General features: G+C 55.2%; 32 protein-coding genes, 4 tRNA genes and 2 riboswitches. Of the genes, 23 read left to right on the top strand and 13 right to left on the bottom strand.

Going from position 1 to position 25,332, the window contains the following annotated elements; translation table 11 throughout:
* The first annotated feature begins 111 nt into the window (after positions 1-111).
* The 9 genes from acpP to H9C73_RS10740 all read left to right on the top strand — a co-directional run bounded on the left by acpP (position 112) and on the right by H9C73_RS10740 (position 7,257).
* Positions 112-345 carry an acyl carrier protein gene (gene acpP / locus H9C73_RS10780; protein ID WP_010323864.1) on the top strand — a complete coding sequence of 78 codons (234 nt, stop codon included), beginning with the start codon at positions 112-114 and terminating at the stop codon, positions 343-345.
* 91 nt (positions 346-436) lie between these two features.
* Positions 437-1,675: a beta-ketoacyl-ACP synthase II gene (gene fabF / locus H9C73_RS10775; protein ID WP_209287832.1), complete on the top strand. Its 1,239-nt coding sequence runs from the start codon at positions 437-439 to the stop codon at positions 1,673-1,675.
* A gap of 24 nt (positions 1,676-1,699) precedes the next feature.
* Complete coding sequence (gene pabC, locus H9C73_RS10770; protein ID WP_209287831.1) at positions 1,700-2,533, top strand: aminodeoxychorismate lyase; 834 nt, start codon at positions 1,700-1,702, stop codon at positions 2,531-2,533.
* Complete coding sequence (gene mltG, locus H9C73_RS10765; RefSeq protein ID WP_209287830.1) at positions 2,530-3,564, top strand: endolytic transglycosylase MltG; 1,035 nt, start codon at positions 2,530-2,532, stop codon at positions 3,562-3,564. The genes pabC and mltG overlap by 4 nt, the downstream gene beginning before the upstream one ends.
* Before the next feature lie 4 nt (positions 3,565-3,568).
* On the top strand, positions 3,569-4,198 hold the full coding sequence (gene tmk / locus H9C73_RS10760; RefSeq protein ID WP_209287829.1) for a dTMP kinase: 630 nt from the start codon (positions 3,569-3,571) through the stop codon (positions 4,196-4,198).
* Entirely contained in the window at positions 4,195-5,187 is a 993-nt protein-coding gene (locus tag H9C73_RS10755; RefSeq protein WP_209287828.1) for a DNA polymerase III subunit delta', read from the top strand. The genes tmk and H9C73_RS10755 overlap by 4 nt, the downstream gene beginning before the upstream one ends.
* Before the next feature lie 18 nt (positions 5,188-5,205).
* Entirely contained in the window at positions 5,206-5,556 is a 351-nt protein-coding gene (locus H9C73_RS10750; RefSeq protein ID WP_209287827.1) for a PilZ domain-containing protein, read from the top strand.
* Positions 5,557-5,569: 13 nt separating this feature from the next.
* On the top strand, positions 5,570-6,352 hold the full coding sequence (locus tag H9C73_RS10745) for a TatD family hydrolase (RefSeq protein WP_209287826.1): 783 nt from the start codon (positions 5,570-5,572) through the stop codon (positions 6,350-6,352).
* Entirely contained in the window at positions 6,352-7,257 is a 906-nt protein-coding gene (locus H9C73_RS10740; protein ID WP_209287825.1) for a radical SAM protein, read from the top strand. Before H9C73_RS10745 ends, H9C73_RS10740 begins: the two co-directional genes overlap by 1 nt.
* 45 nt (positions 7,258-7,302) lie before the next feature.
* Here the strand turns inward: H9C73_RS10740 and H9C73_RS10735 are convergent, their stop codons facing one another.
* From H9C73_RS10735 to H9C73_RS10705, 7 genes are all read right to left on the bottom strand, one after another.
* Positions 7,303-7,872 carry a chemotaxis protein CheW gene (locus tag H9C73_RS10735; RefSeq protein ID WP_236014224.1) on the bottom strand — a complete coding sequence of 190 codons (570 nt, stop codon included), beginning with the start codon at positions 7,870-7,872 and terminating at the stop codon, positions 7,303-7,305.
* Positions 7,847-8,662: a hydroxypyruvate isomerase family protein gene (locus H9C73_RS10730; RefSeq protein WP_209287824.1), complete on the bottom strand. Its 816-nt coding sequence runs from the start codon at positions 8,660-8,662 to the stop codon at positions 7,847-7,849. Before H9C73_RS10730 ends, H9C73_RS10735 begins: the two co-directional genes overlap by 26 nt.
* 8 nt (positions 8,663-8,670) lie before the next feature.
* Positions 8,671-9,003 (bottom strand): TusE/DsrC/DsvC family sulfur relay protein, encoded by a 333-nt coding sequence (locus H9C73_RS10725; RefSeq protein WP_209287823.1) that lies wholly within the window; start codon positions 9,001-9,003, stop codon positions 8,671-8,673.
* Positions 9,004-9,007: 4 nt separating this feature from the next.
* The gene (gene tusB, locus H9C73_RS10720; RefSeq protein ID WP_209287822.1) at positions 9,008-9,289 is read right to left on the bottom strand and encodes a sulfurtransferase complex subunit TusB; all 282 of its coding nucleotides are present in this window, start codon (positions 9,287-9,289) and stop codon (positions 9,008-9,010) included.
* Entirely contained in the window at positions 9,286-9,645 is a 360-nt protein-coding gene (tusC, locus tag H9C73_RS10715) for a sulfurtransferase complex subunit TusC (protein ID WP_209287821.1), read from the bottom strand. The genes tusB and tusC overlap by 4 nt, the downstream gene beginning before the upstream one ends.
* A complete protein-coding gene (tusD, locus tag H9C73_RS10710) occupies positions 9,642-10,040 on the bottom strand; it encodes a sulfurtransferase complex subunit TusD (RefSeq protein WP_209287820.1) in 399 nt (132 codons plus the stop codon). Before tusD ends, tusC begins: the two co-directional genes overlap by 4 nt.
* Before the next feature lie 71 nt (positions 10,041-10,111).
* A complete protein-coding gene (locus H9C73_RS10705) occupies positions 10,112-10,792 on the bottom strand; it encodes a Bax inhibitor-1/YccA family protein (RefSeq protein WP_209287819.1) in 681 nt (226 codons plus the stop codon).
* A gap of 115 nt (positions 10,793-10,907) precedes the next feature.
* Between H9C73_RS10705 and H9C73_RS10700 the strand changes: the two genes are divergently transcribed.
* Positions 10,908-10,995: transfer RNA gene (locus H9C73_RS10700), tRNA-Ser, on the top strand.
* Positions 10,996-11,077: 82 nt separating this feature from the next.
* On the top strand, positions 11,078-11,812 hold the full coding sequence (locus H9C73_RS10695) for a pseudouridine synthase (protein WP_209287818.1): 735 nt from the start codon (positions 11,078-11,080) through the stop codon (positions 11,810-11,812).
* 21 nt (positions 11,813-11,833) lie between these two features.
* Here H9C73_RS10695 and luxS read toward each other — a convergent pair whose 3' ends face one another.
* Positions 11,834-12,355 (bottom strand): S-ribosylhomocysteine lyase, encoded by a 522-nt coding sequence (luxS, locus tag H9C73_RS10690; RefSeq protein WP_209287817.1) that lies wholly within the window; start codon positions 12,353-12,355, stop codon positions 11,834-11,836.
* A gap of 330 nt (positions 12,356-12,685) precedes the next feature.
* Here luxS and mtnN point away from each other — a divergent pair, with 330 nt between their 5' ends.
* The 9 genes from mtnN (at position 12,686) to H9C73_RS10645 (ending at position 18,808) form a co-directional block, all read left to right on the top strand.
* Positions 12,686-13,450 (top strand): 5'-methylthioadenosine/S-adenosylhomocysteine nucleosidase, encoded by a 765-nt coding sequence (gene mtnN / locus H9C73_RS10685; protein ID WP_209287816.1) that lies wholly within the window; start codon positions 12,686-12,688, stop codon positions 13,448-13,450.
* A gap of 31 nt (positions 13,451-13,481) precedes the next feature.
* Complete coding sequence (locus H9C73_RS10680) at positions 13,482-14,666, top strand: pyridoxal-phosphate-dependent aminotransferase family protein (RefSeq protein ID WP_209287815.1); 1,185 nt, start codon at positions 13,482-13,484, stop codon at positions 14,664-14,666.
* Position 14,667: 1 nt separating this feature from the next.
* Positions 14,668-15,540 (top strand): NAD(P)-dependent oxidoreductase, encoded by an 873-nt coding sequence (locus tag H9C73_RS10675; RefSeq protein ID WP_209287814.1) that lies wholly within the window; start codon positions 14,668-14,670, stop codon positions 15,538-15,540.
* Positions 15,541-15,600: 60 nt separating this feature from the next.
* The gene (locus H9C73_RS10670) at positions 15,601-15,744 is read left to right on the top strand and encodes a hypothetical protein (protein WP_209287813.1); all 144 of its coding nucleotides are present in this window, start codon (positions 15,601-15,603) and stop codon (positions 15,742-15,744) included.
* 63 nt (positions 15,745-15,807) lie between these two features.
* Entirely contained in the window at positions 15,808-16,119 is a 312-nt protein-coding gene (locus H9C73_RS10665) for an excinuclease ABC subunit C (protein ID WP_209287812.1), read from the top strand.
* Between the two features lie 23 nt (positions 16,120-16,142).
* The gene (uvrC, locus tag H9C73_RS10660) at positions 16,143-17,969 is read left to right on the top strand and encodes an excinuclease ABC subunit UvrC (RefSeq protein ID WP_209287850.1); all 1,827 of its coding nucleotides are present in this window, start codon (positions 16,143-16,145) and stop codon (positions 17,967-17,969) included.
* A gap of 31 nt (positions 17,970-18,000) precedes the next feature.
* Positions 18,001-18,549 (top strand): CDP-diacylglycerol--glycerol-3-phosphate 3-phosphatidyltransferase, encoded by a 549-nt coding sequence (gene pgsA, locus H9C73_RS10655; protein ID WP_209287849.1) that lies wholly within the window; start codon positions 18,001-18,003, stop codon positions 18,547-18,549.
* 97 nt (positions 18,550-18,646) lie between these two features.
* Positions 18,647-18,722: transfer RNA gene (locus H9C73_RS10650), tRNA-Gly, on the top strand.
* A gap of 12 nt (positions 18,723-18,734) precedes the next feature.
* A tRNA-Cys gene (locus H9C73_RS10645) sits at positions 18,735-18,808 on the top strand.
* 142 nt (positions 18,809-18,950) lie between these two features.
* Here the strand turns inward: H9C73_RS10645 and H9C73_RS16360 are convergent.
* From H9C73_RS16360 to gap, 4 genes are all read right to left on the bottom strand, one after another.
* Positions 18,951-19,568, bottom strand: coding sequence for a trimeric intracellular cation channel family protein (locus H9C73_RS16360; protein WP_209287811.1), 618 nt, complete (start codon positions 19,566-19,568; stop codon positions 18,951-18,953).
* A gap of 29 nt (positions 19,569-19,597) precedes the next feature.
* Positions 19,598-19,690, bottom strand: a riboswitch (glycine riboswitch).
* Between the two features lie 2 nt (positions 19,691-19,692).
* Positions 19,693-19,778, bottom strand: a riboswitch (glycine riboswitch).
* Positions 19,779-19,813: 35 nt separating this feature from the next.
* A complete protein-coding gene (locus H9C73_RS10635) occupies positions 19,814-20,029 on the bottom strand; it encodes a hypothetical protein (RefSeq protein WP_209287810.1) in 216 nt (71 codons plus the stop codon).
* 85 nt (positions 20,030-20,114) lie between these two features.
* Positions 20,115-20,200: transfer RNA gene (locus tag H9C73_RS10630), tRNA-Leu, on the bottom strand.
* 110 nt (positions 20,201-20,310) lie between these two features.
* A complete protein-coding gene (gene gap / locus H9C73_RS10625; RefSeq protein ID WP_209287809.1) occupies positions 20,311-21,315 on the bottom strand; it encodes a type I glyceraldehyde-3-phosphate dehydrogenase in 1,005 nt (334 codons plus the stop codon).
* 141 nt (positions 21,316-21,456) lie between these two features.
* Between gap and H9C73_RS10620 the strand changes: the two genes are divergently transcribed.
* The 3 genes from H9C73_RS10620 to H9C73_RS10610 are packed head-to-tail and all read left to right on the top strand — an operon-like array spanning position 21,457 to position 23,333.
* The gene (locus H9C73_RS10620; RefSeq protein ID WP_209287808.1) at positions 21,457-22,119 is read left to right on the top strand and encodes a DNA-binding protein; all 663 of its coding nucleotides are present in this window, start codon (positions 21,457-21,459) and stop codon (positions 22,117-22,119) included.
* Positions 22,120-22,155: 36 nt separating this feature from the next.
* The gene (locus H9C73_RS10615; protein ID WP_209287807.1) at positions 22,156-22,602 is read left to right on the top strand and encodes a response regulator; all 447 of its coding nucleotides are present in this window, start codon (positions 22,156-22,158) and stop codon (positions 22,600-22,602) included.
* A 56-nt stretch (positions 22,603-22,658) separates the two neighbouring features.
* Positions 22,659-23,333 carry a response regulator gene (locus H9C73_RS10610; protein WP_209287806.1) on the top strand — a complete coding sequence of 225 codons (675 nt, stop codon included), beginning with the start codon at positions 22,659-22,661 and terminating at the stop codon, positions 23,331-23,333.
* Between the two features lie 637 nt (positions 23,334-23,970).
* Here H9C73_RS10610 and H9C73_RS10605 read toward each other — a convergent pair.
* Positions 23,971-25,260 carry a tyrosine-type recombinase/integrase gene (locus H9C73_RS10605; protein WP_209287805.1) on the bottom strand — a complete coding sequence of 430 codons (1,290 nt, stop codon included), beginning with the start codon at positions 25,258-25,260 and terminating at the stop codon, positions 23,971-23,973.
* Positions 25,261-25,332 lie beyond the last annotated feature (72 nt).

The raw sequence follows: 25,332 nt of genomic DNA, 5'->3' as shown, positions 1-25,332 counted from the left end.
ACGGAGATAAAATTCCAACCGTCACACTTGTTGCCAGAGCGTAATGGGTTTTCTAAAATTCCATCTCGCATCCTGCGATGTGATGGTACTGAGAAGATAATAGGAAGAGATATGAGTAACATTGAAGAGCGCGTAAAGAAGATCATCGCTGAACAGCTGGGCGTAAAAGAAGAAGAAGTTGTTAACTCTGCTTCCTTCGTCGAAGACCTGGGCGCTGACTCCCTGGACACTGTTGAGCTGGTTATGGCGCTGGAAGAGGAATTCGAAACCGAAATTCCTGACGAAGAAGCTGAAAAAATCACCACCGTTCAGCTCGCGATCGATTACATCAACGCTCATCAGTAATCAATCACGACAGAATTAGTCGAAAAGCCGCATCTATATGCGAATATAGTGCGGCTTTTCTTTTATCAGGCCTCTAGACTGGAGGATTAGGATGTCTCGCAGAAGAGTGGTTGTTACCGGACTGGGTTTGCTTACACCCGTGGGCAATGCCGTGAAGGACACCTGGGACAATATCCTTGCCGGTAAAAGCGGCGCTGCCCCCATCGATTTCTTTGATGCCTCACAGTTCGGAACGCGCTTCTCTGCATCGGTCAAGGACTTCGACCTTGACCAATACATGAGTGCCAAAGAAGCACGCAAAATGGACTTGTTCATTCAGTACGGAATGGTGGCAGCCGCTCAGGCAATTGAAGATTCCGGCATTGAAGCAAACGACTCCAACGCTCACCGCATTGGCTGCGCCATCGGCTCAGGCATTGGCGGTTTGCCCATGATCGAGAAAACTCACGACACCCTGAACAATACAGGGCCGCGTCGAGTATCTCCTTTCTTCGTGCCTGGCAGCATCATCAACATGATCTCCGGCAACGTGGCGATCAAATACGGTCTGCGCGGGCCCAATATCGCAATTACCACCGCATGCACCAGTGGCACCCATAACATTGGCCATGCCATGCGCATGATCCAGTATGGCGATGCGGATGTGATGGTGGCAGGCGGTGCCGAAATGGCTACTACCCCACTGGGTCTGGCCGGATTCTCCGCTGCGCGTGCACTCTCAACACGAAATGACGACCCGACAGCGGCCAGCCGCCCCTGGGATCGTGATCGTGACGGCTTTGTGCTGGGCGACGGGGCAGGGGTGCTGATCCTTGAAGAATACGAACACGCGAAAGCACGTGGTGCCCACATCTACTGTGAGCTGTCCGGCTTTGGCATGTCGGATGACGCCTTCCATATGACGGCTCCGCCTGAAGACGGTGCCGGCGCCGCACTGTCGATGCAAAACGCAGTGAACGATGCCGCCATCGATACCGGGCGTATCCACTACATCAATGCGCATGGCACCTCCACGCCGGCGGGGGACATTGCCGAATCCAACGCAGCCAAACGCGTGCTGGGCTCGGCTGCCGAGCAGGTACGCATGAGTTCAACCAAGTCGATGATAGGTCATCTTCTGGGTGCAGCGGGTGCAGTCGAAGCCGCATTCTGCGTGCTGGCACTGCGTGACCAGGTAGCGCCACCAACCATCAACCTGGACAACCCCTCTGACGGTTGCGACCTGAACTATGTCGCCCATACCGCTCAGGAGTGCACCATTGATGCAGCCATGTCCAACTCCTTTGGTTTTGGCGGCACCAACGGAACGCTGATTTTCAATCGCATTTAAGTGCAGGAGGAGCCTTCCTTCTCCATGCCTCTTATGCAGAATCAGTGTCTGGTCAACGGTCAGCCCGCCACAACGGTCTCGATAACGGACCGTGGGCTGGCCTATGGCCAGGGCGTTTTTGAAACTATCCTGGTGTACCAGGGCATTCCCTGCCTGCTGGATGCGCACCTGACCCGCCTTGAACAGGGCTGCGCACGACTCAATATCCCCGCTGCGGGCCTGCGCCAGCAGTTGCTGGAAGACCTGCAGGTACTGAAGCGTCCATCTGACTCCGCCGTACTCAAAATAACGGTGACCTGTGGCAGCGGAGGGCGCGGCTACGCGACGCCAGAGACGCCTGCACCCACACGCATACTGAACCTGTCCCCTTTGCCGGACTACTCTGACAACCCTGACCAGGGTATCAATGTACGCTGGTGTGAGACGCGCCTCGTCTGTCAGCCTGCCTTGAGCGGCATCAAGCATCTCAACCGTCTGGAGCAAGTGCTGGCCCGGAGTGAATGGCATGACCCTCGGATTCGTGAAGGCCTCGTGTGTGACACCCGTGGCTACGTTGTCGAAGGGACGATGAGCAACCTGTTCATGGTGTCAGGCTCGGTACTGCATACGCCTGACCTGTCGCAGGCGGGTATCGATGGTATCATGCGCAACGAGATTATCCGTGCGGCCCGTCAGGCCGGACTGAAGGTCGAGGTCGGGCAGTACTCCCCGCAACAGGTTGAAGCCGCAAGCGAGCTGTTCTTGTGCAACAGCCTGATTGGCATCTGGCCCATCATCAGGCTGGAAGACCTGACATTTAACCTCGGAGATACAACACGTTACCTGCAATCATTGCAGCTGCAACGGAAGGAAACATGATTAAAAAGCTGCTGCTCCTGGTGTGCGTATTGGCTGTTCTGGTCGCCGGTATCGGCTGGATGGGCTACCGTGCGCAGCAGGAAAAAATGCAGGCGCAACTGCCAATCGATGCCCCCTTTGAACTGCACGTTGAAAAAGGCACCTGGTATCCCCGTTTTGTGGATCAGCTGGTTGAGCTGTCACTGGTTGAAGATCCGCTTTGGTTGAAGATTGAAGCGCGCCTGAACCCGTCTATTACCCATATCAAGGCAGGCGAGTACCGGGTGGAGCCCGGCATGACACTGCGGTCGCTGCTGGAGCGTGTCGTGAAGGGGGATACTGTCAGCCATCAGTTCACTCTGGTGGAAGGGATGACCTTCCGGGAGCTGCATGAGCGATTGCTGGCAGATGACCGGCTCAAGCACCAGACGACTGACCTGAGCGAGCAGCAGATTCTGGAGCGGCTGGGCATTGAGCACAAGGCCGCCGAAGGCCTGTTCCTGGCAGAGACCTACCAGTTCGAGCGGGGAGCCTCTGACCTGAGCGTATTAAAGCGCGCCCATGAAGATCTCAACGCCGTTCTGGAGGCCGAATGGGCGGAGCGCAAGCCGAAATTGCCTTACCAGTCACCGTATGAGGCTCTGATCATGGCCTCAATCATCGAAAAGGAAACCGGCGTTCCCTCCGAGCGAAACGAGATTGCGGGGGTGTTTGTTCGCCGCCTGGAGAAGGGGATGCGGCTGCAAACTGACCCTACCGTGATCTATGGCATGGGCGACCGGTACCAGGGCAACATTACGCGCGCTGATTTGAAGCGGCATACGCCCTGGAATACCTATACCATTGACGGCCTGCCGCCAACGCCCATTGCGCTGGTAGGGCGTGAGGCGATTGAAGCAGCTCTTCATCCGGCGGAAGGCAAGGCACTTTATTTTGTCGCCCGTGGCGACGGCTCGCACCAGTTTTCCAACACCCTGCGCGAACACAACAACGCCGTGCGGCGTTACCAGTTGAACCGGCGCGCAGACTACCGTTCTTCACCTAATGAGTAACTCCATGCAGATCGGCCGTTTCATCACCGTTGAAGGCGGAGAAGGGGTGGGTAAAACCACCAACCTGGCATTTATCGAGAATTGGCTGCGCTCACGCGGCCATGACGTTGTGCGCACCCGAGAGCCTGGCGGCACACCGCTGGCCGAATCGATACGCGAAATGCTGCTGTCACCGCGCACAGAGCCGATGGCGGATCTCACCGAGCTGTTGCTGGTATTTGCAGCACGGGCTCAGCATATCGATCAAGTCATTCGACCGGCGCTTGAAGCCGGTAAGTGGGTGTTGTGCGACCGTTTTACTGATGCCACCTTTGCCTACCAGGGAGGCGGTCGCCAAATGGATATGCAGGCAATCACGGCCCTGGAGCAACTGGTCCAGCAAAGCCTGCGACCGGATCTGACACTGTTGCTGGACGTACCGGTTGAGACTGGAATGGCACGCGCCAGTGCGCGCAGCGCACCTGATCGATTTGAGTCCGAGCAACTGGCCTTTTTTGAGGCGGTGCGCGAGCAATATCTCTGCCGCGCACGCCAGGAGCCGGACCGCTTCTCCATCATTGATGCCTCGCCTGCTCTGGAGGCAGTTCAGGACCAGATTGAAACAGCGCTGAAAGCCTTCGAGGACGGCTTATGAGTCAGGCTCTGCACTACCCCTGGTTCGAATCCCGCTGGGCACACATGGTTGAACAGTGCAGTGGCGGCCGGCTGCCTCATGCACTATTGCTGGCGGGCCCCGCCGGTATCGGCAAACAGGACTTTGCGACAACTCTGGGCAACTACCTTCTGTGTCAGGCGCCAGCCAATGGTCAGCCCTGCGGCCGGTGTCACAGCTGCGAATTGAGACAGGCAGGCTCGCACCCGGATTTCATTCAGGTCAGCCCTGAAGGGCCGGGTAAGCCGATCAAGGTTGACCAGGTGCGAGAGCTGATCGACCACCTTCACAGTACCGCCCAGCAGGGCGGCTATCGAGTTGTCGTACTTGAGCCCGCGGAGTCTCTGAACACCTCTTCAGCGAATGCGCTGCTGAAAATACTGGAAGAACCGGGAGAGGATACGCTGCTGGTATTGATCAGCCACCAGCCCGGGCAGCTTATGCCGACCATCCGCAGCCGGTGTCAGCGGATCGATTTTGCCGTACCGCCAGCGCCCGATGCCATTGCCTGGCTATCGACTGCGCTGGGGTTGCCCCAGGAAAAGTCCGAGCAGCTGTTGGCGATCGCACATGGCGCACCGCTTCGCGCACGGGACCTTTATCAGGGGGATGCCATGGATCAGCGCAAACAGCTGTTGACGGGGCTGGCTGATCTGTTGCGCGACCGTGTCAGTGCCTCTGAACTGGCGACTAAACTGACCAAATGTGATCTGCTAAACTGTCTGGACTGGCTGGCCAGTCTGCTTAACGACGTGATCCGGATGCAGATGACACACAGTGACCAGCCGCGGGTTAACCGCGACATGAAACGCATGCTGGAAGCCGTTGCCAAACAGGGTAGCCGCGTTAAAATTTTCCAGATGTCGGATCGTATACAGGAAGAGCGGGTTAGTCTCATGTTGCGGCAGAACCCGAATCGCCAACTGTTGCTGGAGACGTTGCTGCAGCAATGGTCAGCCCTGATCCGATAAACAGAGGAACGTTGAACCATGGCCATTATTCCGCGGATCAGCCACGGTATTTTGTCACTCAATATCGACAACAAGGAAAGCCTGTACAAGGCTTACATGCCCTTTGTAACCAACGGTGGGCTGTTTATACCGACGACACGTACCTATCAGCTGGGTGAAGAGGTTTTCATGCTGCTGATGCTGATGGAAGAACCCGACAAGATACCAGTGACCGGCAAGGTGGTATGGGTCACGCCCAAGGCGGCGCAGGGCGGCCGTGTGCCGGGTATCGGCATTCAGCTTTCCAGTGACGACTCTTCCCTGGTCAACAAAATAGAAACCTATCTGGCCGGCATGTCCTCCAGTGGACGCCGTACCAACACACTGTAAAGATAGAGGCTCGATGTTAGTAGACTCTCATTGCCATCTGGATATGCTCAAGCTGGACAAGCACGATGGCCAGCTCAAGAACGTGATTGATGCCGCCAAGGCACGTGATATCGGCAAGATGCTGTGCGTCTGTGTCGACCTGAACCGTTTCGACAGCATGTATGAAGCTGCTCGCGAGTTCGACGATGTCTGGTTTTCTGCCGGCATTCATCCGCTCCATGTAGAAGAAAGCCCGTTTGACGCGGATCGACTGAAGTCACTCGCTGAAGACCCGCGAATCATCGCACTGGGTGAAACCGGCCTAGACTACCACTACACTCAGGATACCATCGACCAGCAACAGGAAAGCTTTGCCGGGCACCTGAAGCTGGCCGGTGAACTGGGCTTGCCGGTGATTGTGCATACCCGTGACGCGCGCCAGGATACGCTGGACCTGATCAAGGCGCATGGCAATGCGGACTCGGCCGGCGTTCTGCACTGTTTTACCGAATCCCGTGAAATGGCGCTGTCTGCACTGGATATGGGCTACATGATCTCCTTCTCAGGTATCATCACCTTCCGCAATGCCGCCGAGCTGCGAGACGTCGTCAAAGCCGTCCCCATGGACCGGATTCTGGTTGAGACCGACTCACCGTATCTGGCGCCTGTACCGTATCGCGGCAAGCAGAATCAGCCGGCCTACGTGGCAGAAGTGGCCGAGTGCGTGGCAGAGCTCAAGGGCATTCCCGTTGAACAGGTTGCCGAGCAGACCACTGAAAACTTCTACCGACTGTTCAACCGCGCACAGGCAAACTGATGTGGTACTCCCAGCCGCCGGTCAGCTACATAGAGCCGGTATTCCGGCCACCCAGCGAGGCTGACTCCCTCATTCTTCAGGTCACGAACGGTTGCAGCTGGAACAAATGCACCTTCTGTGACATGTACACCGATGAGCACAAGCGCTTCCGTCCCAAGGCGGAAGCCGAGGTGCTGGCCGAGATACAGCGGTGTGGTGAAAGCCTGCCGGGCGTACGCCGCGTCTTTCTGGCCGACGGCGACGCCATGGCGCTCTCGGTACGCCGGCTGAAAACCATTCTGACCGCCATCCGTACACACATGCCTTCCGTCCGACGAGTGTCGGCATACTGTCTGCCGGCCAACCTCAAGCGCAAATCTGTTGAAGAGCTGGCCGAGCTTCGTGAACTGGGCCTGACGCTGATCTATATGGGGGCCGAAAGTGGTTCCGATCAGGTGCTCAGGGCACTCGACAAGGGTGAAACCTTCGACAGTACGGCCGAGGCCCTGATCAAGGCAGGAGAAGCGGGTATCAAGCGTTCCGTCATGCTTATTAACGGGGCAGGGGGACAGCGCTTCAGTGAGGAGCATGCACTGGCATCCGCGCGACTCGTCAACCGGGTTCAGCCCGAATATCTGGCCACACTGGTACTGTTTTTCCGTCGCGGTACCGATCAAACAGTGCTGGAGGGTTATGACGGCGACTTTCAGCCGCTTGACGGGCTGGGGCTGTTTCAGGAAATGCGTTCACTGATTGCTGCCACCGAGCTCAATCAGACCATTTTCCGCAGTGATCACGTATCCAATTCGCTGGTCCTCAAGGGCACGCTCGGGAAGGACAAACAGCGGATGTTGGCTGAAATTGATCAGGCAATTGAATATGCCCGCGATCATGAAATTCCGGTATACCGGCAGGGGAGCTTCTGACGCGCAGCAGGTACCCTTGGCACCTGCTACGTTTATGCGGCCGAATCAGTAACCGCGCTGATTCAGCAGTTCCTCTTCTGTGAGGGGAGTGATGCTGAGCAGCATTTTGGTGAGATCAAGCAGGATGATCAGAATGTTGTTGTGGTAACACACGCCCTGCACAAATCGTTTGGTTGAGTCATCACCTGACACGCTGGGCGCACGGTCAACGTCGTTGTGAGGCAGGTTGATCACCTCATCCACGCTGTCCACCACCAGGCCGATGACTTCCTGCTCATTGAATTCCACCACGATAACGCGCGTTTCATCGTCATAGGGCACCATGGGCAAGCCGAACATCTGACGTGTATCGATAACCGTTACAACGTTACCGCGCAGGTTGATGATGCCGAGAATGGAGGTATCGGCGCCCGGTACAGGTGTGATTTCACTGAAGCGCAAGACTTCCTTAACCTGCATGACATCAATGCCATATAACTCATCATCGACACGGAAAGTGGCCCACTGGTGATACACCACTTCTTCCTGCTGAGTGCGTCGGTTCTGATCATGCTCGGCCTGTTGCGTTTCCTGAAGCTGTCGCAAGTGTTCAGCCGCTGCTGCATTCATGCTCATGCTGTGTGTCCTGTGTCATCCAAGGTTTCAGCCACTCGAGGCCGGCGTCTGTACGCCCCAGTGGAATATACTCAAGGCTGATGATATCTGAATACGCCATCGCCTCAAGTGCTTTGAAAAGATTAGCAAAATGGATCTCGCCTGTCCCCGGTTCATGCCGACCCGGAACGTCTGCGATCTGTATATGACCGATTTTGTCTCTATTGCGCTGCAAAGTCGAGATCAGATTGCCTTCCATTTTTTGCATGTGGTAGACATCGTACTGCATACGCGTGGATTCCAGCGCCAGTTCTTCCATTAACCTGAACACCTGTGCGCTCTGGTGCAGGTAAAAGCCGGGAACATCCTCGGTATTGATCGCTTCCACCATGAGCAGGATGCCTGCCTCAGAGCAGCGCCTGTTGGCCCAGACCAGGTTGCGCTCAAGTGTCGACTTGACGGTTTCCGGGGAAACGCCTTGAGGCTTGATGCCCGCCAGGCAGTTAATGCGTGGCACCTGCAGCACACGGGCCCAGTGAAGGGCCTTGTCCACGCCGGCACGAAACGCGTCCTCTCTGCCGGGAAGGCAGGCGAGACCGCGCTCACCGGACGCCCAGTCGCCAGCCGGTATATTGATCAGCTCCAGTGTTTGCGCGTTGTCATGCAGGAGCTGTTGCAGCTGGCTCAATGGCAGTTCATAGGGAAACTGGATTTCGACCCGGCGAAACCCTGCCTCCCGGGCAGCCGGAAACCGATCCTGAAGCGGAAGCTCCGTAAACAGCAGACTGAGGTTGGCAGCAAACTTGAGCACGGGAACTCCTACAGGCAGTTTTCCGGTTTGGGCAGACCGGCCAGACGAGCTGCAACCTTGGCAGGGCTGCCCGGAAACAGCTTCATCAGATGAATACTACGTCCCTTCTCGGGCCCCAGCTCGGCGGCAACTGCCTTGACCAGCGGGCGCATGGCAGGGGAGAGCTGGTACTGCTGATAAAATCGACGCAACACTTCAATCACTTCCCAGTGTTCGTCAGTCAGCTCCAGTCCGTCTTCACGGGCAAGCGTTGTAGCAACCGCAGGCGACCATTGCTCCAGATCGTACAGGTAGCCCTCTTCATCCAGGGCGACATCATGCCCTTCAACGTTCACAATCATACCTTCAATACCAGCTCACCGTGCGCGCATGCTCAGTGGCAAGCACCACAAACTCGGCGTCATCAACCGTTTTAAGTCCTTCAGTCGCGATACCCCGCGCCAGACAGTCAGGGCCAAGTGCGACCACGCGTGCAGGTATACGAGAGAGTTCCTGGCGGTGATGGGGGAGTGCCCAATAACAGCCCTCTTCCAACAGCAGGAGCGTATCCTGCTCGGTCAGGGTGCTGCGGCAGGATTCAAAGGTCGCACGATCTGAAGGCGACGCACCCAGTAAATGCAATGTCATAGCGTCAGTACCACCTCATGACCATCAATCAACTGCTTAAGCTCGTCAGCATCCAGCACTTCCGGTGAAGGATCCAGAGATTCCGCTTCAAGACCATGCGCCGCAAGGCTGGCTAGACTGGTATAGATCCGGTCAATGTCATACATCGGCAAGGCCCCCAGCATCGCGTTCACGCTTTTTTCACCGATGGCGCCACTTTGCTGACCGGGCAGTAGCTGAAGCACTGCGTCATCAAGCAGCAACAGGCTGACGGGCAATTCAAATACGGCACAACTCAGCGCCATGTCCAGTGCATCGCGTGCTGCAGAGGAGCGGTAGGGCGCACTGCGACAGATAACCAGGACGGACTTGCTCATCGCCCACCTCCAAAGGTAACGACCCTGTCTGACTGGATGCTGGCTTCAACCAGTTGGCCCAGCCCCGAGAGCTCAAATCCTTCGGCCAGGTTGGCGGCCGGCTTTTCATAACGGCGCGCCTCCTCCTGATTCAGGACGCCACGGCGTACTGCGGCAGCTATACATACGACGAGATCCAGATCGTACTCCTGCGCAACGGCCTGCCATTCGGCCGGCAGGGAGCGTTCATCACGGGGCGGACTGGCCAGTGCCGATGCATTATGAACCCCTTCGCGATAAAAGAAGACCCGGTGAATGCGATGCCCGGCGTCCAGTGCTGCGCGTGTAAAACGCAACGCGGTGGCGGCAGAACCGGACTGATAGGGGGCGGAATGAACCACAATCGTAAAAATCATTGTGCAGACGTCCAAATCAAAAAAGCCCCGCCATCTTAACAGATGACAGGGCTTTTCGGTTACGCGTGAGCTTAGTCGTCGCTGAAAGCACCCACCAGACTAAGCAGGTGAACCAGAAGGTTGTAAATGCTCAGGTACAGACCAACAGTGGCCATCACGTAGTTGGTATAACGGCCATTCACGATGTTGCTGGTGTCGTAGAGGATGAAACCGGACATCAGCAGCACTACGGCTGCCGAGAAGGCAAGCTGCAGGCCGGAAATATCAACACCGAACAGCGGCAGTACGAACAGGGCAATCATGGCCACAATCAGCACCATGGAGCCCGCTGCCAGGAAACCGCCCATGAAGCTGAAGTCCTTGCGGGAGGTCAGCACGTAGGCAGAGAGGCCCAGGAAAGTGATGGCTGTCATGCCCATGGCGGTCATCACGATCTCGCCACCGTTAGGCAGTGCCAGATAGTGGTTCAGGATCGGCCCCAGACCAAAGCCCAGCAAACCCGTAAAGGCAAACGTCAGCGGCAGGGCAGCGGCCGAGTTCTGTTTACGGTTGATGACGAACAGCAATACAAAACTGAGCAGCACACTGCCCAAATACACCATGAAAGGTGGGTTGATTGCCATGGAGATACCGGCTGTCACTGCACTGAATACCAGTGTCATCGCCAGCAGCATATAGGTGTTGCGGATGACCTTGTTGGTCTCCAGCACCGCCTGACTAGAGCGGCTATTAACAGCACGAACGTTATCCATTATGAACCTCGCAGTTTGTTTCCTTCTGAAAGCAATGATGAGGATTTGTACCTGTATTTCAAGCGTTTTGACGGTTTGACATCAAAAAGATTCCCAGTAGAATCGCAATTTCTACGGAGGGATGGCTGAGTGGTCGAAAGCACCGGTCTTGAAAACCGACGAGTCGAGAGGCTCCCAGGGTTCGAATCCCTGTCCCTCCGCCACTTTTTCCTTAGATACCTGCCTGATTGACTGGTTCCCGTGATCGACGACTTCTCACTCGACATCCTCTACGAGGATGATTGCATGCTCGCCGTCCATAAGCCTGCCGGCCTGCTGGTTCATCCAAGCTGGATAGCCCCGGCCAAAACCCCTAATCTGGTCGCACTGTTGCGTGAGCGTTATCCCGGCGAAAAGCTGCACACCGTGCACCGTCTTGACCGTGCTACCTCGGGTGTCATTCTTTTTGCGCGCAACAAGACAGCAGGGCAGCACCTGCAGCAGCAGTTTATCGAACGCAAGATCAACAAGACCTACCTGTGCGTTGTGCGTGGCTGGACCGACGAAGCCGGCACAATCGATTACGCGCTCAAGCCGATACACGACAAAAAGGCAGATCACCCCAACGCAAACCCTGACAAGGAGCCGAAGGAAGCCGTTTCGGCCTACCGCCGTATTGCGACCGCTCGCTTGCCCATTCCGGTTGGTCGCTACCCGGAGGCACGGTATTCACTGGTTGAGGTCAAGCCTTCAACGGGGCGCAAGCACCAGATTCGCCGACACATGAAGCACATCCTTCATCCAATCGTCGGTGACACCAAGTACGGGGAAGGGCGCCATAATCGGCTGTTTCGTGAACATCTGGACTCTCACCGTCTGCTGCTGATGGCCACTGCCATTGAGTTCGAGCATCCCGAAAGCGGACAGATGCTGCGGATTGAGGCGGGTGTCGGCGAGGATATCAAGTGCCTGTTCGAGAAGCTGAACTGGCAGGAAGGGTATCCGGTCGCGCACCGAGTGGAAACGCGACCCAAGAGCTGATGCTCACATCTGTCGATGTGCTTACATCTCGTTACCCAGCTTTTGCAGAGTCTCTGAATCCATTTTCAGCTCATCATTCTTATTCACGCCTACACCCTGAGCGAGAATGGCTTTTGCGATTTCCTTTGCCTCTTCCAGAGAGTGCATCATGAAGGTGCCGCACTGATACTTGTTGAGCTCAGGGATATCATTTTCAGACTCCACGTTCAGCACATCCTGCATCGATGCAGTCCAGGCGGCAGCAACGCGCGACTCGTCAGGCTCGCCCAGCAGGCTCATGTAAAAGCCGGTTCGGCACCCCATCGGAGAGATATCGATAATCTCCACGCCATCACCGTTCAGGTGCTCACGCATGAACCCTGCAAACAGATGTTCCAGCGTATGAATGCCTTTTTCGCCCATCATGCTTTCGTTCGGCTTGTTAAAGCGCAGGTCGAAAACAGTAATCGTGTCCCCTGAAGGGGTGCTCATGGTTTTGGCAACACGAACCGCCGGTGCTTCCATGATGGTATGGTCAACGGTAAAGCTGTCTAGTAAGGGCATTATGTAACCTCGAAATTAGTGACCAACGAAAATTCTAACACGTATATGCAAGGCAGGGCGCGGGTTAGCGTTAGCCGTGGAGTATTAGCATTTAAGGTGCTGCAGGTGCAACAAGCAGGCTTATCAATGTGACGCCTGATCAAGCGTCTGGTTCCATTATACGCACGCCACCAGTTGTATTTAAATACTCAATATGTACGGAATATTATTAATACGACAAGAGAGTCCATCCATGTTTGCCTCACCCTGAGGCCTTATGATAATTGCCAATTGGGAAATGCGTGGTAGCATGCCTTTTTGCCACTCATTTCCGCTCAAGTACAGAGTACAATGACAACAAACACTTCCCTGTCAGAACAGCTCCACCATCTGGATCGCCCAGCCCGTATTGCCCTGATCGGCGCCATGGATCAGGAGGTTGAACTCCTTAAGCAGAACCTGTCAGACCTCGAGTCGCATCGCCTGTCCGGTTTTGATTTCTTTACCGGCACCATGAAGGGCGTCGAGATCATTCTGCTCAAGTCAGGCATTGGCAAGGTGAATGCCGCCATTGGCACAACCCTTTTGTTGCAGATGTTCAAGCCCGACGGCGTAATCAATACAGGCTCTGCCGGCGGTTTCGATGAAACGCTTGATGTAGGAGATGTGGTGATTTCCGAGCGGGTCTGTCACCACGATGTGGATCTGACAGTATTTGGTTATGAGCCCGGCCAGGTACCCGGCTTGCCGCCCAAATTTACTGCCGACCCCTTGCTGTCACGCTTTGCCGAGGAGTCGATCGCAGGCATGTCGAGCGCGCGTACCGTCAGAGGGCTTATCGCCACTGGCGACAGCTTCATGAATTGCCCCGAGCGCGTTGCCGAGACTCGCAAGCACTTTCCCAGTGTAAAGGCGGTGGAAATGGAAGCGGCCGCCATTGCCCAGACCTGCCACCAGTTTGGTACACCCTTTATCGTTATCCGTGCGCTATCGGATATCGCCGGTAAGGAATCCAACCTCTCATTTGAGCAGTTCCTTGAAAAAGCCGCTACGCACTCTGCGGAAATGGTCATGGCCATCATCGCCAAAATTGCAAGCTATTCATTAAATAAATAGAACAACTAATTGTTTTTAAAGAGGCTTTGTAATGATTACATCCTTTCATCCCCCACAGCGAACCCTCATGGGCCCAGGGCCGTCCGATGTCCACCCGCGCGTATTGTCTGCAATGGCGCGCCCGACAATCGGTCACCTGGACCCTGCGTTCATCGACATGATGGATGAAATCAAAAAGCTGCTTCAATACGCCCTGCGCACCGACAACCCGCTGACCATGCCGATTTCTGCGCCCGGCTCTGCCGGAATGGAGGCATGCTTTGTGAACCTGGTCGAACCCGGCGACAAGGTGATCGTTTGCCAGAACGGTGTGTTCGGCGGTCGCATGAAAGAGAATGTGGAGCGCTTTGGCGGTGAAGCCCTGATGGTGCAGGACACCTGGGGTACGCCTGTCAGCATCGAAAAAGTGCGCGCCCTGATGGAAGCACACGATGGCATCAAGGCGCTCGCATTTGTGCATGCCGAAACCTCCACGGGCGTGCGCTCTGATGCTCAGGCTTTGTGCCGACTGGCCCGTGATTATGGTTGCCTGACAATCGTGGATGCCGTTACGTCCCTGGGTGGCATCGAGCTGGAAGTTGACCAGTGGGGCATTGATGCCATCTACTCCGGCACCCAGAAGTGCCTGTCGGCTCCACCCGGAATCTCTCCGGTGAGCTTCAGTGAACGCGCACTGGAAAAAGCCAGCAACCGTCGCACGCGCGTGCCAAGCTGGTTCCTGGATACCAATCTTGTCATGGGGTATTGGGGCGGCGGTCAGAAACGAGCCTACCACCATACCGCACCGGTCAATGCACTCTATGGACTCCATGAAGCGCTTGTCATGCTGCAAGAAGAGGGTATCGAGCACGCATGGAAACGGCATGCGCTGCACCACGAAGCCCTGAAGGCCGGCCTGGAAACACTGGGCCTGTCGTTTACTGTAACCGCCGATGCCCGGCTGCCACAGCTCAATTCGGTTCAAGTACCTGAAGGCGTTGATGAAGCACAGATCCGCGCTCGATTGCTGGAGAACTACAACCTTGAGATTGGGGCCGGGCTCGGCGAGCTGGCCGGCAAGGTATGGCGCATCGGCCTGATGGGCAGCTCATGTACCCGTCGCCATGTCATGCTCTGCATCGACGCACTTGAAAACACACTGTCTGAAGCAGGTGTTTCACTTCCCTCGGGTGCAGCCGCTGCTGCAGCCGACGTCTATTATTCTGCGGAGGCATAACATGGCCAAGGTTGCATTCATTGGTTTGGGCGTCATGGGGTTTCCCATGGCTGGACACCTGGCGAGTGCCGGGCACGAGGTGTGCGTATATAACCGCACGGCAGCAAAAGCCGAGAACTGGTGCAAACAGCACGCCGGTCGCCACGCCGCCACACCGGCAGAAGCCGCAAAGGGGGCCGATGTCGTCTTTACCTGTGTTGGCAATGACGACGATCTGCGCCAGGTTACGCTGGGGCAGGATGGTGCGCTGAGCGGCATGTCGGCAGGCAGCATCCTGGTCGATCACACCACGGCATCTGCTGATGTGGCGCGAGAACTGGCACATGAGGCCCAGGCTCGCAATATCGACTTTCTGGATGCACCGGTCTCCGGCGGCCAGGCTGGTGCCGAAAATGGCCGCCTCAGCGTGATGCTCGGTGGCGAGCAGGCAACCTATGACCAGGCCAGCAAGGTATTTGACTGTTATGCCGCCTCTCACCGCCTGCTGGGCCCGGCCGGATCTGGTCAGCTGGCCAAAATGGTCAACCAGATCGCGATTGCAGGACTGGTACAGGGACTTTCTGAAGCCGTGCATTTTGTCAAACAGTCCGGTCTTGATGGCGAGGCCGTGTTTGATGTGATCCAGCACGGCGCTGCAGGCTCCTGGCAGATGGTGAACCGTCACAAGACCATGCTGGAAGGGGAATACGATTTCGGCTTTGCCGTTGACTGGATGCGCAAGGACTTGAATATCGCGCTCAATGAGGCCCGTAAAAACGGCGCCCAACTGCCGGTAACCGCACTGGTTGACCAGTTTTATGCCGACGTTCAGGCCGGCGGCGGTGGGCGGCTGGATACTTCAAGCCTGCTCAAAAGGCTTGAGAAGGGGCAGTAAAGCCCCGATAATGCCCGGCCTGAGGCCTCCGGCATATTATGACTATAAAGGTACAGTTCTATGTTCAATATTGATAAATACAGCCTGATCTCTTTTGCTCCCAGCATCATGATTGTTGCTGCCATGCTGGTGATCACCTTCTTTGGCGTACGCTTCATGAAGCGCGAAATGGCAAAGGACGCTCGCAAGGCAGGTGAAAACTGATCACCGCTGATTCAGTCAGGGCCGGTGATACCGGCCCTCAATTCATCTGAAAACAGGACCGTCATGAGCCGCAAAAATACTCGCACACAACAGGTAGAACGCCGACAGGACCCTGAGCGCCACCCTCTGCTGTCCGACACGGATATCAACAAGATCCTGGTGAACGGTGCCCAGATCTCGCTCAGCAAGCTGAAGCGTGCGCGCTCTTTCGATGCACGGCTCTATTATTACGCCGAAATTGGCGTATATCTTGAAGTATCCCTGTCTCGTGGCGCAGGCATTCTGGACTCCACCCGGGAGCAGCTTGAAGCTATCCATACCGAGGCAACACACATCCACATGGATGCCAACAAGACTCTGAATACGGTTTCCTGAGCCAGCAGGATGCATCATTGACGGTGACTAGCGGTTTTGACAGCAAGGCTTTTCTGAAAAACCTGACACGCCGCCCCGGCGTGTATCAGATGTTCGATACAGAGGGTGCAATCCTCTATGTCGGAAAGGCCAAAAACCTGAAAAATCGCGTCAGCAGCTATTTCCGAACATCAGGGCTCTCTCCCAAAACGCAATCTCTGGTGGGCCGAATAGCTCATATTGAGGTGACGGTTACCGGCAGCGAAACGGAAGCCTTGCTGCTGGAACAAAATCTGATCAAGCAGCAGCGCCCTCCTTACAACATTCTGTTGAGGGATGATAAATCCTACCCCTACATCTTCGTGTCAGACCGTGACAGCTATCCGGCAATTCGGTTTCGTCGCGGTTCGGGTCGACAGAAGGGGCGCTATTTCGGGCCTTATCCCAGTTCCAATGCCGTCAAGGAAAGTCTTAACCTGCTGCAAAAGGTCTTCCGAATTCGGCAGTGTGAGGACAGCTTTTTCCGCAACCGTTCACGCCCCTGCCTTCAGTATCAAATAAAGCGCTGTACTGCCCCTTGCGTCGGCATGATTTCGGAACAGGAATATCGTCAGGACGTGAAGCACGCAATGCTGTTCCTGGAAGGGCGCAACCACGAAATCATGCAGCGCCTTGCCGAAGAGATGGATGCCGCATCGCGCGCGCTGGACTTTGAGCGCGCCGCCCAACTGCGCGATCAGATATCAGCGCTACAGCAGGTACAGGAACGTCAATACGTCAGCAGTCAGGAAGGCGATGCGGACATCTTCGGCTGTGCCGTGCAGCCGGGCGGTGTCTCCATCCATGCACTGTTTGTCCGGGGCGGGCGTGTTATTGGCAGCAAGGCCTACCACCCGCGAGTTTCAGTGGAAGATGGCATTGGCGATATCCTGTCATCCTTCATTGCCCAATTCTACCTGACAGGTCCGCGCGAAATTCCGGCTCTGGTCATCACGCCGGAACTGCTGCCCGATCAGGACTGCCTGCAAGAGGCGCTGGTACAGAAGCGGGGCCGCAAGGTTGCCATTCAGCACAGCGTTCGAGGTGACAGAGCAGGGTGGCAAAGGCTGGCCCAGACCAATGCGGAACATCAGTTGAGCAGCCACCTGGCCAGCAAGCAGAATATCTACAACCGCTTTCTGGCCTTACAGGAAGTGCTGGGCCTTGATCAGCCCCCGCAGCGACTTGAATGCTTCGATATCAGCCATAGCTCTGGTGAAGCTACGGTTGCCTCCTGCGTAGTCTTTGACCGTGAAGGGCCCAAGAAATCTGATTACCGCCGCTTCAATATTGAAGATGTGACGGCCGGTGATGACTATGCCGCCATGCATCAGGCGCTCCTGAAACGCTACACCAAGGTCAGGAAAGGGGAAGGCGTCTTGCCTGACCTGCTGGTAATCGACGGCGGCAAGGGCCAGGTGAAGCAGGCCATGCAGGTACTGGAGGAGCTCCAGCTTCAGGACATCATGGTGATCGGTATCGCCAAGGGGCCAACCCGTAAGGCCGGCTTTGAAGTGCTGGTTTCGGGCGATACCGGTGAAGAAGAGGTGCTGGCGTCTGACTCGCCTGCACTGCACCTTTTACAGCATATACGGGATGAGTCGCACCGATTTGCGATCGTCGGCCATCGAGCCAAAAGGGGCAAGGCGAGACGCCAGTCAAAGCTGGAAGACATCCCCGGCATTGGCCCCAAGCGCCGCCGTGAATTGCTGAAGTACTTTGGCGGCCTGAAAGAGGTCGAGCGCGCCAGTGTTGAAGAAATCGCAAAAGTCTCTAGTATTAGCCGGGCGCTTGCACAGGACATATATGCAGCCCTTCACCCCGATTCATAAGTGGACATAACGGGACACCCCATTGCGAACTATCAAGATTCCCAACCTGCTGACGCTGATACGCATCATCCTGATTCCTGTATTCATTCTGGTGTACTACATGCCGTACAGCTGGTCACCCTGGGCAGCCTCCGCCATTTTCGGGCTGGCGGCGATAACGGACTGGTTTGACGGCTACCTGGCGCGCAAGCTCGACCAAAGCTCCCCCTTTGGTGCCTTTCTGGACCCGGTGGCTGACAAGCTGATGGTAGCCGCAGCTCTGGTCATTCTGGTTGAGAGCTTTGCATCTCCCTGGGTGACCATTCCGGCAGTCGTGATTATCGGGCGCGAGATCGTCATTTCGGCGCTGCGTGAATGGATGGCAGAAGTAGGGCAGAGAGCCAGCGTTGCCGTTTCAATGATCGGCAAGATCAAAACCACGCTTCAGATGGCTTCAATTCTGGTGATGCTTGCCTTTCCGCTCTACTCACCACTGTCGTGGGCAGGGATTGTCGCGCTATACGGTGCCGCCGTACTGACGCTCTGGTCCATGTTTATTTACCTTCGCGCCGCCTGGCCCCATCTGAGCGAAGATATTTAAGTAAGTGGTTAATTTTTAAGCAATTTTTTTAAATATTTTTTTGTAATTATGTTGACACCCAACCAGATCTCTCTATAATACGCACCAACATTGAGACGCGGGAATAGCTCAGTTGGTAGAGCACAACCTTGCCAAGGTTGGGGTCGCGAGTTCGAGTCTCGTTTCCCGCTCCAACTCAATGTTAAGGCTGGATGGCAGAGTGGTTATGCAGCGGACTGCAACTCCGTGTACGCCGGTTCGATTCCGACTCCAGCCTCCATTTTATTGAGCATTTTCAAAGTGCTCAATAAAATGGAAAACACCTCCTCGCTTCATCCCTACACGCAAGCACATCCCATACTTTCATATAGAAGCTCATAAAAAGCGTTGGGCGCCAACTACACGTCAGCACCCGTAACAGACTACTTCCATTGCTGCGGTGAATAGCTGAATGTCGGCAATGACAGGCGCCAGTAAATGGCACAGACCCGCAGCAGAATACCGGCACCAAACGAAACTGCCAGATTGATATCCGCGTGTACGCCCAGGCGTTCAAGCTGCAGATAGAGCACACCTACCAGCAACGATACGCTGGCATAGAGCTCATGCCTGAATACCACCGGCAGTCTTTGGCAAAGAATGTCTCGCAACACCCCGCCACAGATACCTGTAATCATCCCGGCCATCAGTACTACGACAGTAGGGTAGTCAAGGCGCAGCGCCACGCTGCATCCAATGATGGTAAAGGCAACCAGCCCCATGGCATCAAGCAGGAGGAATACACGGTGCAGGTGATGCATGAATCGAGACAGGATCACGGTCAAAAGACCGGCCGATACCGTAAGATAGATATACTCAGGATGCTGGGTCCAGGTCACCGGGAAGTTGCCCAGCAAAATGTCGCGAATGGTGCCGCCGCCCAGTGCGGTAATAAACGCAATCACACAGACACCAAAAATATCCATGTTACGACGTCCTGCCGCAAGGGCGCCTGACATGGCTTCAGCTGAAATGGCGATAAGGTAAATGTAGAGAAGCACGGTTCAACCCTCCTGAAAGAGTTATTTCCGTCTCTCCCTCTGTCCGGTTACCTGAGAGTTTACGCAGGATTCTGCGCTGCCCCTTCGGTGGGTCTGTAAGACCGCTCTCCAGTCGACGATTAGGTTTGGCGTCACAGTACACTTGCCTGAGCGATTATGGGAGTTTGCGCCTTCGGCGGGGTATTGCACCCTCTCTCCTGTGACAGCTGGCATTATAATGCCAAGCGGATACTTGTCCAGAACTATCAGGAGCGGCGCTTGATATCCTTCATCAGCCCCGTGAGATCAAGCCCTGCACTTTCGGCCATGGAGTCAAGGTCAGTAAAAACAGGTGGAAAGCTGGGCTTATGGCGCTTTTCAGCTTTCTGCTGTTCTGCACGCACCTGTAAATCCTGGGTGATCTGATCCAGCTGGGTTAATTCCAGCTCCATTAAAAAAGCGGACACATCGGTGTCTGACATATAAGCCAACCCGGCGAAAGCCTGTTAGAAAGCTAAAACGACACATCAAATAAAAAGGTGGGGGAACGCATAATACGTAAACAATTGGTGCCCGGAACCGGACTCGAACCGGTACAGCCAAAGGCCGAGGGATTTTAAATCCCTTGTGTCTACCAATTTCACCATCCGGGCTTTTACGCGATTACATTAAAAGGAATTGCAACCTTTTTAATCAATGCGTTAGGAGGGCGTATTTTCCCGTTGAAACCATGAAAAGTCAAACAGGAAAACGCCCAGAGCCATCAAATACGCGCCATACAGGCCGCTGTATCCAGCATCCGATTTGAAAAGGCCCACTCATTGTCATACCAGGCAAATACTTTAACCATTCGACCGAGAACTTGAGTTTGAAGGCTGTCAAAAACACAGGACGCACTATGGTGATTGAAGTCGATCGACACCAGTGGTGTGGCATTGAATTCTATAATATCGCGCAGTCGTCCGTTTGCAGCCTCTTCAAGCGCTGCATTAATTTGCTCAACTGACGTCTCTTTCAATGCCGTAAATGTCAGATCCACCAGAGAAACATTGGCGGTGGGAACGCGCACGGCCAGACCGGACAGTTTTCCGTTAAGCTCAGGCAACACCAGACCGACCGCACTGGCAGCACCGGTTTTGGTAGGAATCATGGATAACGCGGCTGCGCGGGCACGGTACAGGTCGGCATGGTATACATCGGTCAGGTGCTGATCGTTGGTATAGGCATGGATGGTCGTCATCAGCCCTTCTTCAATACCGACCGCCTGATGCAGCACCTGCGCAAGAGGGGCCAGACAGTTGGTGGTGCATGAGGCATTCGACACCAGTCGGTCGTCTGCAGTGAGCTGCGCATGGTTGACACCAAAAACCACGGTGGCATCCATCTCCTTGCCGGGCGCAGACAGCAAAACCTTCCCGGCACCCTGATCAATGTGCTGCTGCGCCTTGCTGCGCTCTGTCATCTTGCCAGTGCATTCAAGCACGATATCAACACCCAGATCCTTCCAGGGCAGGGCAGAGGGGTCTGCCTCCCTGAGCATGGGAATACGGTATTCGCCCACCACCAGCACATCACCGTCGACTGCAACTGGCCACTGAAAGCGGCCATGAACCGAGTCGTACTGTGTCAGATGCGCACTGACTGCGGCGTCGCCCAGGTCATTGATCGCGACAACTTCAAATTCTCCCTGCCGACCCGACTCAAACAGCGCACGTAGAATATTGCGCCCAATACGACCGTATCCGTTGATGGCAATTCTGATGGGCATGAGATCACTCCTTTGCTGAAACCACTCACCTTGATACTAGATGAAAAAACCGGGCAGGTAACCTTGATTCAGCTTGTCTTCAAGGAGTTATGGGCATACATTAGGCTTTAATACATATTAACAATACGTATCCAGTATCAAATGGCCAAAAAACAAGACACCCACAGCCGCGCCATGGCGATCGCCGATGAGCTTCTGGAAGAAGGCATTCGACCGACACAGCAAAACGTTCGCGAACGACTGGGAAGCGGAAGCCTGACAACCATCAATCGCGCACTGAACGACTGGTGGCATACTCTGTCGGAGCGCGTTCAGCGCCGAAACCAGCACCCCGAGCTGCCTGAGCCGGTTGCCAAGCTGGCCAGCCAAACCTGGGATCGCGCACTGGCCTATGCCGAAAACCGCTTTGAAGCGCAGCGCCAGGCGATTGAGCAGGAGCACAAGCGCCTGATCGAGCAGGCTGAATCCAGCCGGTCCGGAGGCGAGCAGGCGCTGTTTGAATCTCATCAACAAAATGCCCGCCTGTTGGAGCGCTGCGAGCAACTGGCAGACGAGAAGCGCGCACTGGAGCGACAGGTACTGGAGCTTGAAGAGACCAATATGCGACTGAGCAGCGAGCGCGACAACCTGAAGCGCGAAGTCAAGCAGCTGCAGCATATCGGACAGGAAGGCAACGCCCACTCGGAAGCGATGATTGAGCTTCGCGTACGAAGCCGTGTCCAGGAAGAAGAGCTCAAGCGGTTGCGCGAGCAAAACCATAGTCTTGCAGGTGAAGTCGCTCGCCTGAGAGCAGACAAGAGTTAACGTTGTTCATTCAAACTAACGGTTAACCATTTGATAATGGAAATATATATTCCAAGTGAAACCAGCGTTCAGGACGTCACGGACCGCGTTCGAGCCTGCGAGCAGGGCGACATCCTGACCTGCTCCGACGAAGCGCTGTTCGAAGTCATCAAGGCCGTTATGGTGCGTGACAAGCTGGCGGGTTTGACCATACAACTACTTGATTCTGACCAGTACGTACGCCGTAGCATTACCAGCAAACGGCGCGGCACTACTCGCCCTGATCGCTTTACCGACCGACAGGAAGCCGTCCTGCGCGCACTGGAAAAGGTACTGGCACACTGCGAGAAAGAGGGGATAAACCTGATTGGATTCAGTGATGAACTGGTCGCAATTCCTTCTCACCTTGATGACGGCTCAGGCATATCGGCAGCAGCGCTGGACCTGGACACGTCCGGCGTATACCGTGGTGCCGATTCGCGTCAGGCTATACCAAAGATCTAGCCAGTCAGTCGCCGTGATTTGATACCCTGTACCGGTTTTCTGCTAAGGCCCCGTGTATGAGTTCCAAGATCCGCATTTTACTGGTTGATGACCATTCCATCGTCCGTGCAGGCTTCCAGCACATGCTACTGAAAGAAGCCGACATGGAGATTGTTGCCGAAGCCGAAAATGGCGGCGAGGCCGTGGAGATGTACCGCCAGATCAGACCCGATGTGGTCGTTATGGACTTGGCGATGCCGGCCGACCGGGAAAGCCAGGAAGCCTCATCGACAGCAGGCGGGCTGGATGCCATCAAGCGCATCATCGTGGAAGATCCGTCCGCCCGGATTCTGGTCCTGACCATCTGGGAAGCCTCGCCGTACCCGGCACGCGTTGCAGACGTGGGCGTTAAGGGCTACGTCACCAAGCGCTGCGCACAGAACGAGCTGGTTCATGCCGTGCGAGAAGTGTATGCCGGCCGATCCTACTTCTCATCCGCCGTTCGCGGTCAGATCACACAGGACGGGGAGGCTGGAGCAGAAAGCTCTCCGCTGTCACAACTGACACGCCGCGAACTGGAAATCTTCACCATGCTGGCAGAAGGCCGCAGCGTAAACACCATTGCGGAATCCATCTTCCTGAGCCCCAAAACCGTCCACGCACATCGAGCCAACATCCTGCGCAAACTGAACCTCAGCAACGGGTCGGAACTGATTCACCTGGCTCTGCGCAGCGGCATTATTCAAACCTGAGTTGCGAAGACTACCGAATGAGGCGCCAAGCGCCTCACGTCCGTCCATAGTATATTTAACATAATATACATTATGCGAAGTTTAATATTGCGTAAGAATGGCGTATTCAGGATCAACAAGTGCTTACCAACAAGCTTCAGATTGCTCTCGCCGTTTTACGCATTCAGTGCCGATAACCTGATTTATCGGCACCAGCCTTAATGGCCAACCGTCACGTCCTGGAATCCGGTTTTTAGACACACACTTGATAGCCGCTGGAATCAAATTACCGGACTTCCTGCGTCCACCATTTGGTTGCGTTACTGGTTCAGCGTGCCGACCGTTCGGACCTGCGTGTTAGTAACGCCTGCAACCTCGGGTCGCTTTCAGCACGACTCGAGATTCGCGACGCCTCTATTCACAGAGGCATCAAGCCGTTTCTTGAGTACGGTCGCGATCATACCGGGCTTTCACGCCGTGCTGCTCGACCACTAAATCAGCCTAAAAACAATCAAAACAATCATTTAAATCCAATAATTTCAAACCACTTCAACTCAAACCGGAACAACAAAACACCTGACTGCTTCAGGCTATATCATTTGCAGTCACCAGATGACGCCCGTTATCGAGCCCATTTCAGGTCGTCATTGATACTTGCTTACAAGTCTTCACCACTCACCATTAACCGATCCAGCTTCTTGCCGGTCGCAGATTCATGGCGTTCGATCTGACTGGTATGAAGGTAACGGGATGTGGTATCGATGCTGTCGTGCCCGGCATCAGCTTGTACGTGCGACAGTGGCCGCCCATTGAGATTGATATCGTGCGTGATCCCGGTATGACGGATACTGTGCGCTGTCATGTTCCGCATTTCGGCCGCATCTTCACCGAACCCGTCTGCCATCGCTTCATCGGCAGCGGCCTGGATCAGCTCATCAATCAAATCACGAATCTGTCGAATACCCAGGTTGGCATTAACCATCCCGGCGCTGCGTCCGCGCGTTCCGGCACGCTGCCTGACGAACAGTGGCGTTTCTTCCCCGGGCGACGGCAAGAGGCTCAACCCAAGATGTTTGCGGTAGCGCTTCAGCGCACCCAGTAACGCTTTGGATACGGCAACAGTACGTGATTTCCCGCCTTTGCTTCTGGGCACCAGATAGCTCCAGATACCGGTACGACTGTCACGCCTGAACTGCCCCATCACTGGCGAGAAGCCCGGCCTTGCCGCCACTTCTGAAATTCGCAGATAACAGGCATACATGAGACTGACCAGAAACAGGGTCCGCTCATGCTCACCAGAGGCTTCGGCACGCGCCCTGGCGGTTGACATGACATAGGACCACTGCAGCTCCGAAAACGCCTTAACGGGCTCAAACCCTTCCTGTTCACGTGCCGCCGTCATTGAGGATCTTAGCGACCCACTCCTTAGCACCTGCCGTGCCGGATTACGTTCCGTCAACTCCTCGTCAATCAGGTAGCTGTAAAATGCGGACAATACGGACAGCTTGGTTTTCAGCGCCGTATCGCTGATCTGATAGGCCAGCACCTGCCCTCCTTCCTTCTTGCCAAGAAAAGGCTTCCAGTTCGGGTTTGGCAGACGCTCACCGCTGTGCCTGTCTTCACGAAATTGCGGTGTATTGAAGTAGCCAATCAGCTCTTCAGGGGGAGATTCACAAAAGGCGATATACTGAAAAAGCTCACGCCGTTTTACCTCCAGCGGGCTGACCTTCTGTATTTCAAAGCACCAATACAGATAGGTGGTCAGTTCGCTGCGATAGGTTTTGTAGTTATTGCTGTTGTTACGGTGTTCCAGTAACCAGGCGCAGGCATATTCATACACCAGCGCGGCATCGGTTACCTGATGCAATGTAACCCGGGTCAGGTAGCTTGTGACCGTGTCATTCCCGAGCTCCAGAAAGTCTGGGGCATCGAATAGCGGAATAGGCATTTACATTTATTCTCAATGTCTTAAATGATATTCCTATAAATTACATTAACCTTTGGCTGCTGTCAGATCTTT

It is taken from the genome of Marinobacterium alkalitolerans, from assembly GCF_017776525.1.
Classification (GTDB): Bacteria; Pseudomonadota; Gammaproteobacteria; order Pseudomonadales; family Balneatricaceae; genus Marinobacterium; species Marinobacterium alkalitolerans.
Note: the sequence above shows the minus strand (reverse complement) of the source record. Positions and strands in the feature narration are given on the sequence as shown.

Coding starts and splice junctions, on each gene's coding strand:
- acpP (WP_010323864.1), top strand. CDS start 112: ATGAGTAACATTGAAGAGCGCGTAAAGAAGATCATCGCTGAACAGCTG.
- fabF (WP_209287832.1), top strand. CDS start 437: ATGTCTCGCAGAAGAGTGGTTGTTACCGGACTGGGTTTGCTTACACCC.
- pabC (WP_209287831.1), top strand. CDS start 1,700: ATGCCTCTTATGCAGAATCAGTGTCTGGTCAACGGTCAGCCCGCCACA.
- mltG (WP_209287830.1), top strand. CDS start 2,530: ATGATTAAAAAGCTGCTGCTCCTGGTGTGCGTATTGGCTGTTCTGGTC.
- tmk (WP_209287829.1), top strand. CDS start 3,569: ATGCAGATCGGCCGTTTCATCACCGTTGAAGGCGGAGAAGGGGTGGGT.
- H9C73_RS10755 (WP_209287828.1), top strand. CDS start 4,195: ATGAGTCAGGCTCTGCACTACCCCTGGTTCGAATCCCGCTGGGCACAC.
- H9C73_RS10750 (WP_209287827.1), top strand. CDS start 5,206: ATGGCCATTATTCCGCGGATCAGCCACGGTATTTTGTCACTCAATATC.
- H9C73_RS10745 (WP_209287826.1), top strand. CDS start 5,570: ATGTTAGTAGACTCTCATTGCCATCTGGATATGCTCAAGCTGGACAAG.
- H9C73_RS10740 (WP_209287825.1), top strand. CDS start 6,352: ATGTGGTACTCCCAGCCGCCGGTCAGCTACATAGAGCCGGTATTCCGG.
- H9C73_RS10735 (WP_236014224.1), bottom strand. CDS start 7,872: ATGAGCATGAATGCAGCAGCGGCTGAACACTTGCGACAGCTTCAGGAA.
- H9C73_RS10725 (WP_209287823.1), bottom strand. CDS start 9,003: ATGATTGTGAACGTTGAAGGGCATGATGTCGCCCTGGATGAAGAGGGC.
- tusB (WP_209287822.1), bottom strand. CDS start 9,289: ATGACATTGCATTTACTGGGTGCGTCGCCTTCAGATCGTGCGACCTTT.
- tusC (WP_209287821.1), bottom strand. CDS start 9,645: ATGAGCAAGTCCGTCCTGGTTATCTGTCGCAGTGCGCCCTACCGCTCC.
- tusD (WP_209287820.1), bottom strand. CDS start 10,040: ATGATTTTTACGATTGTGGTTCATTCCGCCCCCTATCAGTCCGGTTCT.
- H9C73_RS10705 (WP_209287819.1), bottom strand. CDS start 10,792: ATGGATAACGTTCGTGCTGTTAATAGCCGCTCTAGTCAGGCGGTGCTG.
- H9C73_RS10695 (WP_209287818.1), top strand. CDS start 11,078: ATGCTCGCCGTCCATAAGCCTGCCGGCCTGCTGGTTCATCCAAGCTGG.
- luxS (WP_209287817.1), bottom strand. CDS start 12,355: ATGCCCTTACTAGACAGCTTTACCGTTGACCATACCATCATGGAAGCA.
- mtnN (WP_209287816.1), top strand. CDS start 12,686: ATGACAACAAACACTTCCCTGTCAGAACAGCTCCACCATCTGGATCGC.
- H9C73_RS10680 (WP_209287815.1), top strand. CDS start 13,482: ATGATTACATCCTTTCATCCCCCACAGCGAACCCTCATGGGCCCAGGG.
- H9C73_RS10675 (WP_209287814.1), top strand. CDS start 14,668: ATGGCCAAGGTTGCATTCATTGGTTTGGGCGTCATGGGGTTTCCCATG.
- H9C73_RS10670 (WP_209287813.1), top strand. CDS start 15,601: ATGTTCAATATTGATAAATACAGCCTGATCTCTTTTGCTCCCAGCATC.
- H9C73_RS10665 (WP_209287812.1), top strand. CDS start 15,808: ATGAGCCGCAAAAATACTCGCACACAACAGGTAGAACGCCGACAGGAC.
- H9C73_RS10635 (WP_209287810.1), bottom strand. CDS start 20,029: ATGTCAGACACCGATGTGTCCGCTTTTTTAATGGAGCTGGAATTAACC.
- gap (WP_209287809.1), bottom strand. CDS start 21,315: ATGCCCATCAGAATTGCCATCAACGGATACGGTCGTATTGGGCGCAAT.
- H9C73_RS10620 (WP_209287808.1), top strand. CDS start 21,457: ATGGCCAAAAAACAAGACACCCACAGCCGCGCCATGGCGATCGCCGAT.
- H9C73_RS10615 (WP_209287807.1), top strand. CDS start 22,156: ATGGAAATATATATTCCAAGTGAAACCAGCGTTCAGGACGTCACGGAC.
- H9C73_RS10610 (WP_209287806.1), top strand. CDS start 22,659: ATGAGTTCCAAGATCCGCATTTTACTGGTTGATGACCATTCCATCGTC.
- H9C73_RS10605 (WP_209287805.1), bottom strand. CDS start 25,260: ATGCCTATTCCGCTATTCGATGCCCCAGACTTTCTGGAGCTCGGGAAT.